This window comes from Larkinella harenae, from assembly GCF_054780515.1.
In genome coordinates this window covers 1,429,579-1,446,847 of sequence record NZ_BAAGWE010000001.1, presented here as the reverse complement: position 1 = coordinate 1,446,847, position 17,269 = coordinate 1,429,579, and the positions used below count along the sequence as shown (strand labels likewise).

Annotated in this window: 11 protein-coding genes; 7 read left to right on the top strand and 4 right to left on the bottom strand. The window is 56.2% G+C overall.

What is annotated here, in order from left to right; genetic code table 11:
• Positions 1 to 11: 11 nt before the first annotated feature.
• From ACYVH9_RS05790 to ACYVH9_RS05780, 3 genes are read right to left on the bottom strand one after another with little or no spacing between them, the layout of a single operon-like run.
• The gene (locus ACYVH9_RS05790; protein ID WP_460635349.1) at positions 12 to 1,175 is read right to left on the bottom strand and encodes a n-acyl-d-glucosamine 2-epimerase; all 1,164 of its coding nucleotides are present in this window, start codon (positions 1,173 to 1,175) and stop codon (positions 12 to 14) included.
• Positions 1,176 to 1,190: 15 nt separating this feature from the next.
• Positions 1,191 to 2,360 (bottom strand): sialidase family protein, encoded by a 1,170-nt coding sequence (locus tag ACYVH9_RS05785; RefSeq protein ID WP_460635348.1) that lies wholly within the window; start codon positions 2,358 to 2,360, stop codon positions 1,191 to 1,193.
• A gap of 2 nt (positions 2,361 to 2,362) precedes the next feature.
• The gene (locus ACYVH9_RS05780; protein ID WP_460635347.1) at positions 2,363 to 3,067 is read right to left on the bottom strand and encodes a FadR/GntR family transcriptional regulator; all 705 of its coding nucleotides are present in this window, start codon (positions 3,065 to 3,067) and stop codon (positions 2,363 to 2,365) included.
• 234 nt (positions 3,068 to 3,301) lie between these two features.
• Here ACYVH9_RS05780 and ACYVH9_RS05775 point away from each other — a divergent pair, with 234 nt between their 5' ends.
• From ACYVH9_RS05775 to ACYVH9_RS05755, 5 genes are all read left to right on the top strand, one after another.
• Complete coding sequence (locus ACYVH9_RS05775; RefSeq protein WP_460635346.1) at positions 3,302 to 6,571, top strand: SusC/RagA family TonB-linked outer membrane protein; 3,270 nt, start codon at positions 3,302 to 3,304, stop codon at positions 6,569 to 6,571.
• Positions 6,572 to 6,589: 18 nt separating this feature from the next.
• A complete protein-coding gene (locus ACYVH9_RS05770) occupies positions 6,590 to 8,101 on the top strand; it encodes a RagB/SusD family nutrient uptake outer membrane protein (RefSeq protein ID WP_460635345.1) in 1,512 nt (503 codons plus the stop codon).
• A gap of 93 nt (positions 8,102 to 8,194) precedes the next feature.
• A complete protein-coding gene (locus ACYVH9_RS05765) occupies positions 8,195 to 9,133 on the top strand; it encodes a dihydrodipicolinate synthase family protein (RefSeq protein WP_460635344.1) in 939 nt (312 codons plus the stop codon).
• A 21-nt stretch (positions 9,134 to 9,154) separates the two neighbouring features.
• Positions 9,155 to 10,267, top strand: a complete 1,113-nt coding sequence (locus ACYVH9_RS05760) for a Kelch repeat-containing protein (RefSeq protein WP_460636448.1) — start codon at positions 9,155 to 9,157, stop codon at positions 10,265 to 10,267.
• 20 nt (positions 10,268 to 10,287) lie between these two features.
• Positions 10,288 to 11,544, top strand: a complete 1,257-nt coding sequence (locus ACYVH9_RS05755; RefSeq protein WP_460635343.1) for an MFS transporter — start codon at positions 10,288 to 10,290, stop codon at positions 11,542 to 11,544.
• 53 nt (positions 11,545 to 11,597) lie between these two features.
• Here the strand turns inward: ACYVH9_RS05755 and ACYVH9_RS05750 are convergent, their stop codons facing one another.
• The gene (locus ACYVH9_RS05750; protein WP_460635342.1) at positions 11,598 to 11,930 is read right to left on the bottom strand and encodes a cupin domain-containing protein; all 333 of its coding nucleotides are present in this window, start codon (positions 11,928 to 11,930) and stop codon (positions 11,598 to 11,600) included.
• Between the two features lie 354 nt (positions 11,931 to 12,284).
• Here ACYVH9_RS05750 and ACYVH9_RS05745 point away from each other — a divergent pair, with 354 nt between their 5' ends.
• Entirely contained in the window at positions 12,285 to 14,075 is a 1,791-nt protein-coding gene (locus tag ACYVH9_RS05745; protein WP_460635341.1) for a serine hydrolase domain-containing protein, read from the top strand.
• 128 nt (positions 14,076 to 14,203) lie between these two features.
• The gene (locus tag ACYVH9_RS05740; RefSeq protein WP_460635340.1) at positions 14,204 to 17,251 is read left to right on the top strand and encodes a SusC/RagA family TonB-linked outer membrane protein; all 3,048 of its coding nucleotides are present in this window, start codon (positions 14,204 to 14,206) and stop codon (positions 17,249 to 17,251) included.
• Positions 17,252 to 17,269 lie beyond the last annotated feature (18 nt).

Below are 17,269 nucleotides of genomic sequence, written 5' to 3'. Positions count from 1 at the left end.
TCTGAAAGATTTTAAGCTGATCGCAACGCCTGCCAGCACTGGTACAAGCCGCGCGGAACATGGTAACACCCCTTCCATTTCCCCCCTTTCAACGGCAGCAACACCTGCCCCTGCCGGTTTAGATACCCGTACCACTCGCCCTGTGCCGGGTCTGGGAAATGCGCCCAGGTGTAGTCGTGTACCTTCACGAACCAATCCCAGCAGGCCGGATGTTGGGTAAGCTGAAACCCTTTGGCGAGGCTGATCAACGTTTCGATGTGCACCCACCAGAGTTTTTGATCCCACTCCAGCTGTTGCGGGGGAAAACCGTTGGCATCCAGGAAGTACAGAATACCGCCGTGATCCGAATCCCAGGCGTATTCCAGCGTCTGAAGCGTGATTTGTACCGCGCGGTCGAGCAATGCCCGGTCGTTGCGCCGAACTGCCAGATCCATGATGAACCACATGGCTTCAATGGCGTGGCCGGGATTCAGAAGCCGTCCTTCAAACGAATCCGACACCTGGCCGTTGGGGGTGACATTTTCCCGAATTAGCCCGAGATTCTTGTCGTAAAACACCTCCATCACTTCGTAAATGCATTCGTCGACGGTTTTTTCCACCAGCGATTTGTCGAGCAAATGCTCAATTTCCAGCGCCAGGTTGCAGAGGATCATCGGCAGCGCGAAATTCTTCAGCGGGCGCGTACCGGCCACGGCTTTGCTCCAGCGGCCTTTCGGGGTGTCGCGCCGGGTCAGAATCTGCCGGAACGTCGATTCGGCAATGTGCGCCTGTTCCTCATTCCCCGTGGCCAGCGAAAGTTGCCCGAAGGCCATCGTGGCAAAACAATCGGAAAAAATATTGTACGGCTGTACCAGCGGTTTTCCGTCGCGGGTCAGTGAGAAATACCAGCTGCCATCGTCGGAGCGGCCAAACCGTTGCAGAAAGTCCGCCCCGTGCTGAGCCACCGCCAGCCAGTCGGCCCGCTGCTCAACGCGGTTATGGAGCATGGCAAACGTCCAGACCTGACGGGCCTGCAACCAGGTAAATTTATCGGTATCGTAAACCTGACCGCTGCGGTCGAGGCAGGTAAAAAAACCACCGTTATCCCGATCGAGCGAATGGTTTTGCCAGAACGGAATCACGTCGTTCAACAGCGCATCCCGGTACTGCACAGCGTATGCGTCGGCAGAAATCATGAAAGAAATACGGTTTTAGGGATTTAGCCAGTCGTAAGAAAAAGCGGCAAAAGCGATCTGAGTGTACTCGTCCCGTTCATACAGCAGGCCAATCGTTTGATCCTGCAAAATCACCAGATCGGAATACGCCGACGAGCCGCTACAGACTTCCCGCCCCGCCGACCAGGTCTTGCCCTCGTCGGAACTGACGCGCACGGTCAGCTTCTCACGTTTTTTCTGGCTGTTTAGGTTGGCAAACAACAATACCGGTTTTCCCGCTGGCGTCCGGTAATTAATCATGGAACCCTGGCACACCGGATCGGGTAAATCGGTAGCCACCACCGTTGGTTTCCAGCTTTCACCCGCATTCGGCGAGTGGGCCAGCAGCCGGTTTTTGACATCGCCCGATTGATTTCGGATGTTCATCAGCACCCCGCCGTCGCCCGTTTCGGCCGCCGTGCTTTCGTTGCCGCCGGGGTAATCGATGGTAGGGCTCAACTTCCAGGTTTTTCCGTGGTCATCGGAGTAAAAACCGTGGGCCTGGTAATCCCGAAACTGCGGCTTAGGCGGTCCGGCAGAGTGGTTGGCGGCCACAAAAATCCGACCCCGGTATTTCCCCTGCCCCAGTTGCAGGGCGTGACCGGGCGTATTGGCGTACGAGCGCCAGTCGTCCGAAAACCGGTACGCCGGATTGGCGTCAGGTTTGTTGGGGCGGTTGGTCTGTGTGGTAATGTTCACGGCTGCGGACCAGGTTTGGCCACCATCGGTGCTGGTTTTGTACCACACTTCCCGGATCGCTTTGCCGTTGCGCACCTCGCTTTCGGAAGCCGTGCCGGTGTTGTAAATCAGAAATAGGCGTCCCTTCGGGTAGCGGCTGTCGGTCAGGTCAAAAACCGGGGCGGGGTTGCCCGCCTGATTGGTGCCAAAATCGACGACCTGCGTTTGCGCACCCCAGGTTTTGCCACCGTCCTGGCTTTTTCGCAGCACAATATCCACATCCCCAAAATCACCGCAGTTGGTTCGGCGACCCTCGGCAAACGCCAGCAGGCTGCCATCTGGCGCCTTCACGATGGCCGGAATCCGGTAACACTGGTACCCATTTTCCCCGTTGCGAAATACGGTCACTTCGCTCGGCGGAGTCGCAGCAGAGAAGTCAGCAGGCTGTCCTGCCAACAGTCCCAAAACCGATAGAAAAGACAGAAACATCATCAAAATAAGCGTTGAAAATGGTTTTCAAAATGATTGCGCATGGCGTTCCGGAACGTTTCGGGTGTGCCGTGTTGGAGCACATCCACCAGGCCCCGGTGCGAAACAAACTTTTTGTGCTGCACATTTTTTTTCAGAATCCCACTGTTGTGCACGTAATCAAACGCAGGCAGTAACATGCGCTGAAACCGTTTGAGCGTACGGTTTCCCGTGATTTCGTAAAGTTTGCCGTGAAACCGAATCTCCATATCTGCATCAAAAATCATGTCTTCGGTATTGGCTGGCTCGTCGGCCACAATGGCGTAGAGCTCGTCAATATCGCGTTGGGTGATGCGCTCAAACAGCAGGTCGCCCATGCCAATTTCGAGCACCATCCGGAGTTCGAAAATGTCGCGCAGCGTTTCCTCGTCGAGAATGCCCGGATGCAGCGTTTTTTCGAGCAGTGACAGCAAATCGGGGTTGGTAATGACCGTGCCGCGCTTCTTTTTGGTATCAACCATCCCCCGCATCCGAAGCCGTTGCATGGCCTCGCGTACCACCGTCCGGCTGACGCCCAGCTGTACTGCCAGCTCCACCTCCTTTGGAATTACATCCCCGGTTTTGTACTGCCGCTCCTGAAAGAAATCCAGCAAATCGGCTTCTACTTTATCTACCAGCGAGAGCTGCTCCTGAAGCCGCAACTCATCGGCTTTGTCTACCAAATCCATATTATGTATTATTTAATACGACGCAAAAATAGAGAACCAGTTGTTAACGACAAATTTTTAAGGTAAAAATCAAAAATTTAACTCAAGTTTTGAAAATTAAGTTATACATAATAGTTTTGTCAAATCATACATAATGAAAACGATGCAATGAATATGCGACTAATTGCTACTAATTCATTTCTAAACCCCCGTTATGTCATACTTATTGTCGGCTTTCTGCTGGCTTTTACGAGCATGGCACAAAGTCGACTATTAGAAGGAGTCGTCCGGGATGCCCGCAGCTCCGAAGCTCTGCCCGGCGTTAACGTAACCGTCAAGAATACTGCTCGGGGTACGGTAACCAATGCCGAAGGGAAGTTCTCCCTGAACGTGGCTACCGATGAAATCCTGGTTTTTTCGCTGATCGGTATGACTACGCAGGAGATTACCATTGGCAACCAAACCACACTGGATGTGCTGCTGGCGGAAGGAGCCAAAAGCCTGGATGAGGTGGTTGTGGTGGGTTATGGGCAACAGAGCCGTCGGACGCTGACGGGTTCGGTGGCCTCCGTCGATCCACTGGTTTTTAAATCCGTTCCCCGGACCAACGCAGCAACGGCCCTTCAAGGCACCATTCCCGGCCTGCGGATTCAGCAAACCACCGGCCAGCCCGGCGCTACGCCCAACATCTCTTTCCGGGGTGGCACGGATTTTAGCGGTTCGGGAACGCCCTTGATCATTGTTGATGGCGTGATTGTGCCGTCCCTATTCGGGATCAATATGGAAGATGTGGAGACCATGGATTTGCTGAAGGATGCAGCCTCGACAGCCATTTACGGCGCACGGGCCTCAAACGGGGTTATTCTGGTTACAACCAAGAAAGGCAAGAAAGGGCGCACACAGGTCACCTACAGCATCAAACGAGCAGCCAATTACGTTCGGCGTAACCCGCTGGATTATATGAATGCCGCCGACTACATTACCTGGAACCGCCGGGGCTTGGCCGCCCGCTACGAAGCCGCGCAGGCCGACAACAACACGGCGGAAATGAATAACGCCCGCAACCAACTGGCCGGAGCCTGGGGCTGGGGTGTCAACTCGGGCTGGACGGCCCCCGACGGTAAGTATTCCACTCAATTGGTGACCAATGCCAACCGCCGGTTGCTCAATGATCCGCAATACAGCCTGCTGGTCGATAAAAACCCGTTCAATCCGAACCAGTTGGACAGCCTGCTATACCGGTCGATTTCGCAGCGCGACCTCGAAAGCCTGATTCTTCAGCAAAGCAACCTGACTGAACATTATCTGAATTTTTCGGGCGGCAACGACCAGGGAAATTTTGCGCTCGGCCTGGGTGGCATCAAGGATGTGGGTACGCTGATTGGTTCGTCGCTGCAACGCTACAACCTGAACTTTAACGGTGGCTTGAATGTGGGCAAAAACCTGACGGTTTCGCTCAACGTGGCGGGTTATAGCGCCAAAACCACCCCCTCCTACCTAACTGCCGATGGCGGTGGTGGAGTTGGCGGTGGTGTTCTCCAGCGGTTTACGGGCATCGCGCCAACGGTTCGCCTGACCCACGATGTGACCGGTGCCGAACTGCCGGGCGTAGATGCCAGCACGCTGGGCAATCCGGCGTATTTCCGCGACAAGTTTTTCAACCAGACCATTGAGCAGCGTTATAGCGGAGGACTGAACCTCGAATACCGTATTGTGCCCGGTTTGAAATTGCTGGCATCGGGCTCAGGCTTTTATCGCTATACCACCAACGACAGTTTCACAAAAGCCTACATCAACGGCACGGGCGGGGCGCAGGTCAACACCCGCAATGCCTCGTACACCAACCAACGCGTGGGGCAGTACCAGTACAACGGTTTTTTGCAATGGGACAAAACCGTCGGCAAACACACGATCTCGGCCCTGGGGGGCGGGGAGTTTTTCGAGTTCCGTCAGTATGACTACGGTGCATCGGCCAACCTGGCGGCCACAGACTTTATTCCCTGGCTCTCGGCTTCGACGGCGGCCGTGGGCGTGCCAACCTCCGCCTTTTCGAGCTGGCAACGGCTGGCGTCGGGCATTGGGCGCGTGAATTACAATTACGACAACCGCTATCTGGTCACGGTCAACGCCCGCTACGACGGCACCTCGCGGCTGACGACCAACCGCTACGGTTTTTTCCCCGGTTTGTCGCTCGGCTGGAACCTGCACTTCGAGGATTTCTTCGCCAATCTGGGCCTGAACCGCACTGTCTCTACCCTAAAACCCCGGATTAGCTGGGGCGAAAACGGCAGCATCACGCCCTTGAGCGATTACGCCACGATTCCGCAGTACGGAGCCGTCACCGTCAACAATACGAACGCCAGCATCTACAACGGTGCCCCTGGTTTTGCCGCAACGGGCCTGACCAATACCAATCTGCGCTGGGAACGAGCCAGTACGCTCAATTTCGGACTGGATCTGGGTCTGTTCAACAACCGGGTGACTGTGCTGGCCGACTACTTTATTCGCAATGTCTACGACAAAATCAGTTCGCTGACCATTCCGGCCTGGACGGGTTACAGCACCTACACCACCAACCTGGGGCAGTTGCAAAACCGGGGTCTTGAACTGGATATCAAGGCCACGATCCTGAAACCGAGCGCAGCGGGTGGTTTGTCGTGGAGCGTGGGAGCCAATCTGTTTCACGTTAAAAATTACGCCAAAAAATTACCCGATAACGGCCTGGACCGCAACCGGCAAAGCGCCATGCAGGTCTACGATCCGGCGCAGGGCCGGGTGGTCTGGGTTGGCGGGTTGCAGGAAGGAAAGCGCATTGGGCTGGACGAAATCTGGGCCCCGGTTTACGACGGTATTTACACTTCGCAGGCCGACATCGACGCGCGCGCCAACCTGGTAAATACCTACCTGCCCTACACCGACAAACGCATCAAACTCCTGGGCGACGCCCGCTGGCGCGATCTCGATCAGAACGACACACTCGATTACCGCGACTTTGTGTTTGTAGGCCGCACCACGCCCACGGTACAGGGCGGTTTTTCGTCGACGCTCCAGTGGAAAGGTTTCACGCTGTTCGGGCAGTTTGATTACTCGCTCGGGTTTGTGATTGCCAACCAGATGTACCTGCGGGGTATGTCGCAGGTACAGGGCTCGCAGAACGGGCCGGTGGATGTAACGAACACCTGGTCGCCGGAGAACCCGACCGGAACCCTGCCGCGCTACTACTGGGCCAACTACGGACGCAATTACTTCACGGATGCCGGGGGTAACACCACCGCACCCGCCAACTTCTGGCAGAAAGGTAACTACATGGCCCTGCGCGAGCTAACGCTGAGTTACGACCTTGCCGGTCCCCTCATGGAGCGCATCGCCCGCAATCGCGTCAGGGGCCTGCGGGTTTTCCTGACCGGTTCGAACCTGGTGTATTTCACCCGGTACAACGGCACGTTGCCGGAAGTGGGCGGTAACGATGTGGGCCGGTTCCCGCTGCCAAGGGTGCTCACGTTAGGCGCAACGATCAATCTGTAATTCAACGCTTTTTGTCTCATGAAAGCCACCAAATTTATTCTGGCGCTGGGTCTGTGTTCAGTCCTGGCGTCCTGCCAGCAGCAACTTGAGGAAGTGACACCGCAGACTTCGCTCAACCAGCAACTCGCTCTGACTGACGCCAACGCGGCCATGACGCTGTACACCGGCGTATACGCTTCACTGCGGACGTACCACGGTACACTGGTCAGTCTCGGTGAAATGCGTTCCGACCTCTGGGCCGACGGTTTATTTACCGAATCCGAAGATGCGGGACTGAAACAATACTGGTCGCACAACATCAACGCCACCAACGTGCCGGCGAACAACTGGGGTGGTTTTTATACGCTCATCGACCGGATCAATACCGTGATCAAACTGTTTCCGCAGGCGCCCCTGAGCGATGCCCAGCGCAACGCGGCCCTGGCCGAAATGCACGGTTTACGTGCTTATGTATACTACACGTTACTGCGGACCTGGGGCGGGGTGCCCATCACCACCGAACCCGTAGCCGCCGTGGGCAGCCTGACCGATCTGTACCGCGAGCGTAGCACGCCCGAAGCCGTTATGACGCTCATTAAAAGTGATCTGGAGCAATCACTGAGCCTGTTTGCGGGCAACAACGGCTTTACTACCAAGCGGGTGTACTGGAACCGGGCGGCCACGCTCACCCTCAAAGGCGATGTATTTATCTGGTCGGGAACGCACCTGGGTGGTGGCTCGGCGGATTTTACCACGGCCAAAACCGCTCTGGAAGAAGTCAAAGCGCTACCGACACTGGGTCTTCAGGCCAACTACGCCGATATTTTTGATCCAACCAAAGAGGCCAATAACCGCGAAATCATCTTTGCGCTGAGTTTCGAGAAAAACGAATCCGTGCAGAGCGCCTATTCCAGCTTTCTGGTGAACACGACCCAGGCCGGAACACTGGTGCTGGATGCCGTGCCGGGTCCGGGTGTCGCGGTCAATGTGGCGTATCCGCTGGTGGCGGGGGCCAGTCGGGTCGGATTTTCGCCGGAGATGCTGAGTCGGTTGGCGGATGCGTCGGATGCCCGGATGCGGGCCACGTTCCGCACCATGTACCGAACGACGGCGGGGAATCCGGTGGCCGGCGTGCTGCTGACCAAATTTATCGGCCGGGTGGACGCCGGGTTGCAGTTGTACGACAATGACTTCCCGGTATACCGGTTTGCGGATGTGTTGCTGTTGCTGGCCGAAGCTAACACCAAGCTCGGCGGTGACCCTTCGGCGGAGATCAACGCCATCCGGGCCCGCGCCTACGGTTCGGGGTACAAACCGTTCGTAACCGGAAACCAGCAGGCCAACCTCGACGCCATTCTGGAAGAATACCTGCGGGAATTCATCGGCGAAGGAAAACGCTGGTGGGCAATGCGCCGGGCGGGCAATGCTTACGTATTCAAAAACGTAAGGACTCAGTACCTGTCCTCTGCCCAGGCATACCGATTGCTGCTGCCCGTTTCGGTGGCCATGCTGAACTCCGACCCCAAACTCACGCAAACGCCGGGGTATTGATCGACTAAAAAACCTTTGTTGATTTCTTAAAAGTAAAAGCAGGCTCTCTTGTCCTTTTTCTGAACCGGAGAACCTGCACATTCTACCTAATACATGACCGTTATACCGAAAATTCAGGGGCTGATTGCGGCTCCGTTTACCCCGATGCACGCCAATGGGGCACTTAATCTTTCACTTATTGAACCGTACGCCCAGATGCTCGTCCAGAGTGGGGTCAAGGGCGCTTTTATTGCGGGTTCAACGGGCGAGGGTGTCTCCCTGACGCTCCCCGAAAAACTCGATTTGCTCCGGGCCTGGGGAGCGGTGGACCAGCCCGACCTCCAAAAAATCATGCTGGTAGGCGGCACCTCACTGGCCGAATGCATTCTGGTGGCGCAGGAAGCCGCGCAGAACGGTTTTCAGGCCATTGCGGTGCTCGCACCGTTTTATTTCAAACCCGCTACTCCGCAGGTTCTGGCCGACTTCTGTGTGCAGATCGGCGAAGCCGTTCCAGAACTGGGGCTCTATTTCTACCATATCCCGGCGTTGACAAACGTCCACCTGTCCATGATCGATTTTCTGGCGGAAATAGACGGTCGGCTACCGAATTTCCGGGGAATCAAATACACGCACAACAACCTGATGGAATACCGCCAGTGTCTGCTATTCAACAACGGGCAGTACGACATCCTCTGGGGATGGGACGAGGTGTTTCTGGCCGCTATGGCGATGGGCGCGCGCGGGGCCGTGGGCAGTACGTTCAATTACGCGGCTCCGCTGTATCAGGAACTGATGGCCGCTTTCGACGCGGGAAATCTGGACCGCGCGCGGCAGTTGCAGGATCAATCGATTGCGATTGTCGAACTGCTGGGCAAATACGGCGGCATTGCCACGGGCAAAGCCTACATGCGCGCCATCGGGCTGGATTGTGGCCAATTCCGTTCGCCGGTTCGCAACCCGACACCGGACCAGTACGATGCCTTCCTGCGCGATCTGGACCGCATTGGTTTTTATTCCTGCGCCACGCGCTTGCCCGCTTCCGTTTCGCATTAACCACTGACTCACTTGTTCCGAATGCCGCGGCCTTACCTTATCCTCCTGCTGCTCCTGCTGTCGCTGTCCGGTCGAAGCCAGAAACGGCTCGTGGTGGGGCGCCTGGCCGATTTACCAGCGCTGGAGAATCGCCCGAATCCGGGCGTGGCCGGGGCATTTGCGGGCATAAGCAACGGAGCGCTGCTCCTGGCCGGGGGCGCTAATTTCCCCAACGGTTATCCCTGGCAGAATGGCAAAAAAGTCTGGCACACGACAGTGTATGTCCTGGAAAAACCGGGTGGCTCCTGGACCATCGCGGGGCAATTACCAAAACCGTTGGGGTACGGCGCTTCGGTGAACTGGCAGGATCGGTTGATTGGCATTGGCGGAAACGACGCCGAACAATCCTACGCCCGTGTGTTCAGCCTGACCTGGCAACCCGACACCAAGACCATCCGGACGGATTCGCTGCCGTCGTTACCCAAACCACGGGCGAATCTGGCGGCTGCAGTACTAGACGATCAGCTCTTGGTAGTGGGGGGCGAATCGGAGCATGGTGCCGAGAATACGTTGTATTTACTGGATTTACGCAATCCGAAAAAAGGCTGGCAGAAGCGGGCGGACTTACCGGGGCCGGGCCGGGCGTATACTGCGCTGATCGCGGTCAATCGTTCACTTTACGTGATGGGTGGGCGGCAAACGCGCGCGGGCGTTACCACGGTTTTTGCCGACGCGTACGAATACCGGATTGATCAAAACCGCTGGCGACGTTTACCCGATCTGCCCCAGGCGCTTTCGGCCCACAGTGCCGCGGCTAACGGTACGGGCTCTCTGCTCATTTTCGGTGGAGACAACGGCCAGCGGCTCAAACAGATCGAGGTGCTGAACAATCAATTAAAAACGCTAACAAACGGCCCTGAAGCCGATCGCATCACGCGGCAGCGCAACGAATTGCAAAGCAATCACCCCGGTTTTGGCCGGATAGTATGGCAGTACGACGTTAAACAAAAACAGTGGTCGAAGCGGAATACGCTGGCATTTCCAGTGCCCGTCACAACGCCCGTGGTCCGTTGGAAAAACGGTTTTGTACTGCCCTCCGGCGAAGTCTCGCCGGGCATTCGGACGCCCGCGGTCTGGCGACTAACGGTTCCGTAAACCCACTAACGCTGCTGTGCATGAAGCCCTACGAAAACGAATCAAAAAACGAAAACCCCTGGGGAGTAGTCGGTCTGCTGTGGTTTGTGGCCCTGCTCAATTACATGGACCGGCAGATGCTGGCCACCATGAAACCGGCGATGCAGGTGGCTATCACCGAGTTGCAGTCGGCCACGAATTTCGGGTACCTGATGGCCGTTTTCCTCTGGATTTACGGGCTGATGAGTCCCATCTCCGGCCTGATTGCCGACCGCTTCAGCCGCAAATGGCTCATTATCGGCAGTCTTTTTGTCTGGTCGGGCGTGACGTTTCTGATGGGCTATGCCACCACGTTCAACCAGTTGTATGCGCTGCGGGCGGTTATGGGCGTGAGCGAAGCGCTGTACATCCCGGCGGGTCTGTCGCTGATTGCCGACGTACATTCCTCCCGGACCCGTTCGCTGGCGGTGGGAATTCACATGACAGGCTTGTACATGGGACAAGCGCTGGGCGGTTTTGGGGCCACGCTGGCCGAGTCGTATTCCTGGCAAATCACCTTCCAGACCTTCGGATTGATTGGGATTGTTTATGCGGTGATCCTGACCGGTTTTTTACGCGAAACCGGACGAGCTAGCCAACACCTTCCGGCCACGGATGCCATTCCGGTTGGTAACCCAGGCATTTTGAAAGGGTTGACGGTTTTACTCACAAATCCGGCTTTCTGGGTCATTCTTTTCTATTACGCCGTACCCAGCTTGCCGGGCTGGGCCACCAAAAACTGGTTACCGACGCTGTTTTCCACCAACTTGCAAATTGACATGGCCCAGGCTGGACCGCTGTCGACGATCACCATTGCGGCTTCTTCGTTCGTGGGCGTCATCACCGGTGGCATTCTGTCGGACCGCTGGGTGCAGCACAACATCCGGGGGCGGATTTACACAGGCGCTATTGGCCTGGCGCTGACCATTCCGGCGTTACTGCTGATCGGCTTTGGTCACTCGTTGCTGCACGTAGTCGGAGCCGCGGTCTGTTTCGGACTGGGCTTCGGGATGTTTGATGCCAACAACATGCCCATTCTCTGCCAATTTGTATCCCCTCGCTACCGGGCCACAGGCTACGGCCTGATGAACATGACCGGCGTTTTTGCGGGCGCGCTGATCACCAACCTGCTCGGCAAATCGACCGACGCCGGGAATCTGGGCAACGGCTTTGCTACCCTGTCGGGCATTGTGCTGGTGGCGCTGGCGGTTCAGTTGTATTTTCTGAAACCGAGCGTGAAAGACGTTGCCGCAGCCTAAAACCGTGCCGTCAAACCTGACTTGATATACCCCTGTCAGGTTGGAAGACGGATTTAAACCGAATGCGTCGCCAGTTCCCCACCTTCCGGACCGTAAAAAATAACCCAGGTGGCAAAATCCTCCGTAAACTGCTGAAAACGGTGTTCGGCACCCGCGGGCACAAAAAGTACATCGCCCGGCTTGAAGTCGCAGGTGGTTCCTTCAAGGTAAAAAATTCCGCAACCGGAAAGGATAAAATACACCTCATCCCGGTCATGAGGCTGCTGCCGGTCTTCGCCGACCGGTTTGTAAATCTCTACGGAAAGCGTACCGTGCCCGAATAGCTCCAGAAACTCTTTCCCGGATTGCTGCAATTGGCGCATCGCTTGTTGGGCGGGAAGATGCATGGTTTATAAAAGTTCGATTTTAAACAAACGGAACGGTCCCTAACGCGAATAAACACAAATTCCTTTCAAGCTGAAAGATAACGAAAACCATGACGAATGAAAGGCGGGCTCCAGCCACCTGGTCGGATGTTCAGCCTGCAAAACCAGTTCGACAATTGCAGGCCGTTGAGCTATGGTTTGCGCTGGAATGACCAATTGGTGCGCCCCTGAAAACGTCAGGCACGCTGGCCAAATCCTGCCTGACGGTCCGTTCATTCAAGCATGTGCGTGCATAGGCCACTTTTTTCCCGCAATCCGTTTACTTTTGCTAAAACCAGTGCAAGCCCGGATGATTTCGCTTACCGCCAACCTGCTATGAAAAAAATTTTTCCCACCCTCCTGTTTCTGCTTGGCTTTTGTGGTTCCGTCGTGGCTCAAAACCGTCAGCGGTTATCGGCCATGCGGGACGCCGAGAAACAGATTACCGTACTCAACAACCCGTCGGGTGCCGTTCCCATTACAAACCTTCGGGATTTGAAAATTGCCAGTGTGCACAGCTCCTACGGCCAGCAGGCGGTATTTGACAGCATAGCGTCCAAGTACTATCCGGTAACCAGCTACGCACTCAGTCCGTCACCCGCCGACTCCGTTTTCTGGGCGTTGCACGACCAGCTCAAACTGTATAACCTGGTGATCATTACGCTGTCAGAGGCATCGCCGTTTGGGCCCCGACTCCTCCAATTTATCAACGACCAGCAGGCCCTCACCAATGTGCTGGTGGTGCTGACCGGCAGTGGTAAAAATCTGGCTGCGCTGGCATCGGTACGGGCACCCCTCATCTGGTACCCGGCGAATACGGCGGAGGGCGCTTCGGTGGCAGCCCAGGTAATTTTTGGTGGTATAGCCGCCACGCACCGGCTCGAAACCAGTTATGGTTCGGTGTTCAAACAGGGCAGCGGCTCGACAACCCGAAAAATCCGGCTGGGTTATTCGGTGCCGGAAGCGGCTTCGGTCAACAGCAGCCGACTGACGGTTTTGGATTCGCTCGTGAACGTCAGCATTGCCCAGCACGTCACCCCCGGCGCGGTGGTTCTGCTGGCCAAAGATGGGCAGGTGATCTTCCACAAAGCCTATGGGCATCACACCTATTCGCAACAGGCGACGACCCAGCTGGATGATCTTTTCGATTTGGCTTCGGTCACCAAAGTGAGTGCTACAACCCCGGCCATCATGCGGCTGTACGACCGCAAGCTGGTTGACCTCAACACGCCCATCAGTAAGTACGTGGCCCGCACCCGCGCCTATCCGGATAAGGTAACGATTACCGTTCGGGAAGCTTTGCTGCACGAAGCGGGCTACACACCGTACATCAAATTCTACGAGCAATTGAAACCCCTGGACCTGAGCGCCGACTCGTCCGCTGCCTTTCCGACGAAAGTAGCCGATGGCTATTTTCTGCGGGCCAATTATTTCGAGGATGTGATGTGGCCGGTGACGCTCCGATCGAAGGGTTCGGCCCGGGGCAAGTTTGTTTACAGCGACGTGAGCATGTACATGCTGAAGGAAGTTGTCGAAACCGCTTCCCACCAGAAACTCAACGAATTGGTATTGAATGAACTGTACGTGCCGCTGGGCATGCAGGCCACGGGCTTTTTGCCGCGTACCCGGTTTCCGCGCTCCCGCATCGTACCCACGACCGAGAATGACAACTGGTTCCGGAACATGCTGGTGCAGGGGTACGTCAATGATCCCGGAGCCGCCATGGCCGGGGGCGTTGAAGGACACGCCGGTCTTTTCGGTAACGCCAACGACCTGGCGATTCTGTACCAGATGTACCTGAACAAAGGCACGTATGGCGGGGTGAAATACATCGAACCTACGACACTCGATCTGTTTACGGCGGAACAATCAACGACCAGTGGGCGTGGTTACGGTTTTGCCCGGGCACCAAAACCGCTCACTAAACCGTATCCCTCGGCGCTGGCTTACGGGCATAGTGGCTATACGGGCACCTACGTCTGGGTCGATCCTAAATACAACCTGGTTTACATTTGCCTGACCAACCGGGTTTATCCCGACGATGGAAAAACATACGGCAAACCCGCTCTTAACCTGCGTGCACTCCTATTGGATCGGTTTTATGAAGCCGTTCTTCAGGGAAATTGATGCGAATTCAAAGCCGTCTGGGCCAGGTTTTTCCGCTTCCAGACGGTTTTCTCTTTCCCCAAAAATTGTTTAATTACTAAACAGAAGCCATCTCCCAGGCTTTTTACGTGTTTTTTTATCAACATTCTATGAATTCACTCTTTTTACTTCGCCGATGTAGCCTCATTTGGCTATTACCCATCTTTTTTCTACTGGTAAGCCCGGAAATTCGGGCTCAGGGAACCGCCTACACGTTTCAGGGAACGGTTACGTCGCGGGCCGACGAAAAACCCATGCCCGGGGCTTCGATTGGCCTGGTCGGAACCTCTTTCGGAGCCATTACCCAAGGCAATGGAACCTATCGTTTTACGGCCACGGTGTCGCCCGGAACCTACACGCTTCAGATTAGCTCGGTGGGTTATCAGACCCAAACCCAGCGCATTACGCTGGGCCAGAACACGACGGTAATGACCAACGTGAGCCTCCCGGAAGACGCCCTCGGGCTAGACGAAGTGGTGGTCACGGGAACCTCCGGTGCCACCAGCCGGAAACAGCTCGGAAACACCATCGCAACGCTGCAATCCAAAGACCTGCAACTCTCAGCGGCCACATCGATTGATCAGGCGCTGGCGGGTAAGGTTTCGGGCGCGCAGATCACCCAAAACTCCGGAAACCCGGCGGGGGGCATCAGCGTCCGGCTGCGCGGCCCAAGCACCATTGTTGGTTCGTCCGATCCGCTGTACATCGTCGATGGGGTGATTGTCAATAACGACTCCCGTGAGCTGGTGGATCTGGGCGGTTATTCCCAAAACCGTCTGGTTGATATCAACCCGAATGACATTGAACGGATCGAGATCATCAAAGGAGCAGCCGCTGCGGCTATTTACGGTTCCCGGGCCAACAACGGGGTGGTTCAGATTTTTACGAAACGCGGGCAGGAAGGCCGCCCGACGATCAACTTCTCCACCCAGTTTCGAATGAGCGATATTCGCAAAACGCTGCCCTACAACCAGCATCCCGCCGTATTCGCGAACACCACCGTTACCGACCAAACCCAGACGCCGGTCACGCGCTATGACCTGCAAAAGGATATTTTCCGGACGGCCACCGGCCACGAGCAGTACCTATCGGTATCCGGCGGTACGCAAACTACCCAATACTTTTTTTCCGGTTCGCTGTTTGCCAACCAGGGCATCGTGAACGGAGCCGAGTTCAGCCGGGCGTCGAGCCGGATGCGCATTCAGCAAACGCTGGCCAAGTGGGCCACGCTAAGCATTGGGTCGGCCTACACCTACAGCAACAGCCGGGAAATTCCGAACGGCGGGATCAACGAAGCCTACGGTGCGTTGACCGGTTTTATTTTCAGCAATAACTTTATCAATCCGCAACCCGATCCCGTAACGGGCATCTATCCATCAACGGCCCCGGTTTCCGTTGTTCGCCGGACCAACCCCCTGGAAGCCATCGCCCGCTTCGACTTCCGCCAGCGGACCAGCCGTTTCATCGGTGACGCCCAGCTTAATTTGACCCCGCTGCCCGGTCTGGGCATCGACTTTACGTTCGGGGTGGATACTTACTCTCAATTGGCCACGGGCTACATTCCGCCCAACAACACGACGCCATCTTACAATGCCGGTTACTCCCGCAAAAGCGAAGCATCGGTTCTACAGGTCAACAATGATTTGAACATCCGTTACCAGGCCAGCCCGACGGAATGGCTGAAATCCACCACCGGAGTTGGCGCCACGGTGCAGTACGACCGCAGTTTTACCACGGGTATTACGGCACAACAACTCGGCGTTTTCGGGCAAACCATCAACAACGGAGCCAACATCGTCGCGAGCGAAGGCCGGACGGAACGGAGCTTCATCGGGGTTTTTGCCCAGCAAACCTTCGGTTTCTTTAACCGTTTCTTCGTAACAGCCGCCGGACGGGTGGACGCGGCTTCGGTGTACGGTATCGACAACCGCTGGCAGTTTTACCCCAAACTGAGCGGTTCGTACGTCGTCTCCGAGGAATCCTTCTGGCAAGGCTCTTCGCTGGCAACAATCCTGCCGGATTTCAAAATTCGGGCGGCCTGGGGACAGGCTGGTAACCTGACCGCCATCGGGCCCTACGATCGGTTTACGAACTATTCGCCCGTTACGGTGGGTGGTCTGGTGGGTTACCTGGCTCCGGCCCAGCGGGGTAACTTCAGCGTCCGGCCCGAACGGCAGACGGAACTCGAAATCGGAACGGATTTCAGTCTGGTCAAAAACCGAATCGGGGTTGAATTTACATACTACAACAAACAGGTAAGAGACCTGATTCTGAATCGCACGCTTTCACCGAGTTCGGGTTTCAACAACCGCTTTGTCAACATCGGAACCATGACCAACCGCGGTTTTGAGGTGCTGGTACGGGCCATTCCGGTTGAAACGAAAAACGTGCGCTGGAACATCACGGCGACCTACACCCACAACAAAAACGTTACTGATGGTGTGGAAGGCAACGGGGTTCTGCCGTTTGCCGGTGGATTTGGCCAGGTGGCCGCCGTCAATGGCTACGCACTGGGTGCTTTTTACGCCACGTTCTTTGCCCGCAACCCCGACGGCAGTCTGTTGCTGACCCCGGGCGGTTTGCCGCAGCGAGAGCGCGGTATCCAGGGGCCAAACGGCACTTACACCGTGCAACGCGCTGCCGACGGCCAGCCAAGCGGTACGATTTTGAGCAAGGTAATTGGCAACCCGAACCCAACGTCGATCTATTCGCTGATCAACGAGGTGGCGGTTGGATCGCGTTGGTCGTTCCGGATGCAATGGGATGCCATGCAGAATTTTGACGTGTTCAATTTTACACGGCGCGTCGGCGACCGCGACATCTACGGCGGGCTGGCCGGCTACGAACCCGAACTCCGGGGCGAAGTACCCAAAGGAACAAGTGCCGCGTTGTTCAGCATTTTTGAAAACTGGATCGAGGACGGTTCTTTCATCAAACTGCGGGAGTTGTCGGCGGCTTATACCGTGACGCCCAAATTCTGGGGTTTCCGAAATGTGCGGTTCAGCGTCGCGGGTCGTAACCTGCTGTCCATCGACAACTACAGCGGCTTTGATCCGGAAACCAACGCGGCTGGGCAGTCCAACGCCGTGCGCGGTTTCGACTTTGTCGAAGTTCCGATTCCGAGAACGCTGACGCTGGGCATCAACGCAACTTTCTAACAACGGTATTCCGGGAAA

Coding starts and splice junctions, on each gene's coding strand:
- ACYVH9_RS05770 (WP_460635345.1), top strand. CDS start 6,590: ATGAAAGCCACCAAATTTATTCTGGCGCTGGGTCTGTGTTCAGTCCTG.
- ACYVH9_RS05775 (WP_460635346.1), top strand. CDS start 3,302: ATGGCACAAAGTCGACTATTAGAAGGAGTCGTCCGGGATGCCCGCAGC.
- ACYVH9_RS05790 (WP_460635349.1), bottom strand. CDS start 1,175: ATGATTTCTGCCGACGCATACGCTGTGCAGTACCGGGATGCGCTGTTG.
- ACYVH9_RS05750 (WP_460635342.1), bottom strand. CDS start 11,930: ATGCATCTTCCCGCCCAACAAGCGATGCGCCAATTGCAGCAATCCGGG.
- ACYVH9_RS05745 (WP_460635341.1), top strand. CDS start 12,285: ATGAAAAAAATTTTTCCCACCCTCCTGTTTCTGCTTGGCTTTTGTGGT.
- ACYVH9_RS05785 (WP_460635348.1), bottom strand. CDS start 2,360: ATGTTTCTGTCTTTTCTATCGGTTTTGGGACTGTTGGCAGGACAGCCT.
- ACYVH9_RS05760 (WP_460636448.1), top strand. CDS start 9,155: ATGCCGCGGCCTTACCTTATCCTCCTGCTGCTCCTGCTGTCGCTGTCC.
- ACYVH9_RS05765 (WP_460635344.1), top strand. CDS start 8,195: ATGACCGTTATACCGAAAATTCAGGGGCTGATTGCGGCTCCGTTTACC.
- ACYVH9_RS05740 (WP_460635340.1), top strand. CDS start 14,204: ATGAATTCACTCTTTTTACTTCGCCGATGTAGCCTCATTTGGCTATTA.
- ACYVH9_RS05755 (WP_460635343.1), top strand. CDS start 10,288: ATGAAGCCCTACGAAAACGAATCAAAAAACGAAAACCCCTGGGGAGTA.
- ACYVH9_RS05780 (WP_460635347.1), bottom strand. CDS start 3,067: ATGGATTTGGTAGACAAAGCCGATGAGTTGCGGCTTCAGGAGCAGCTC.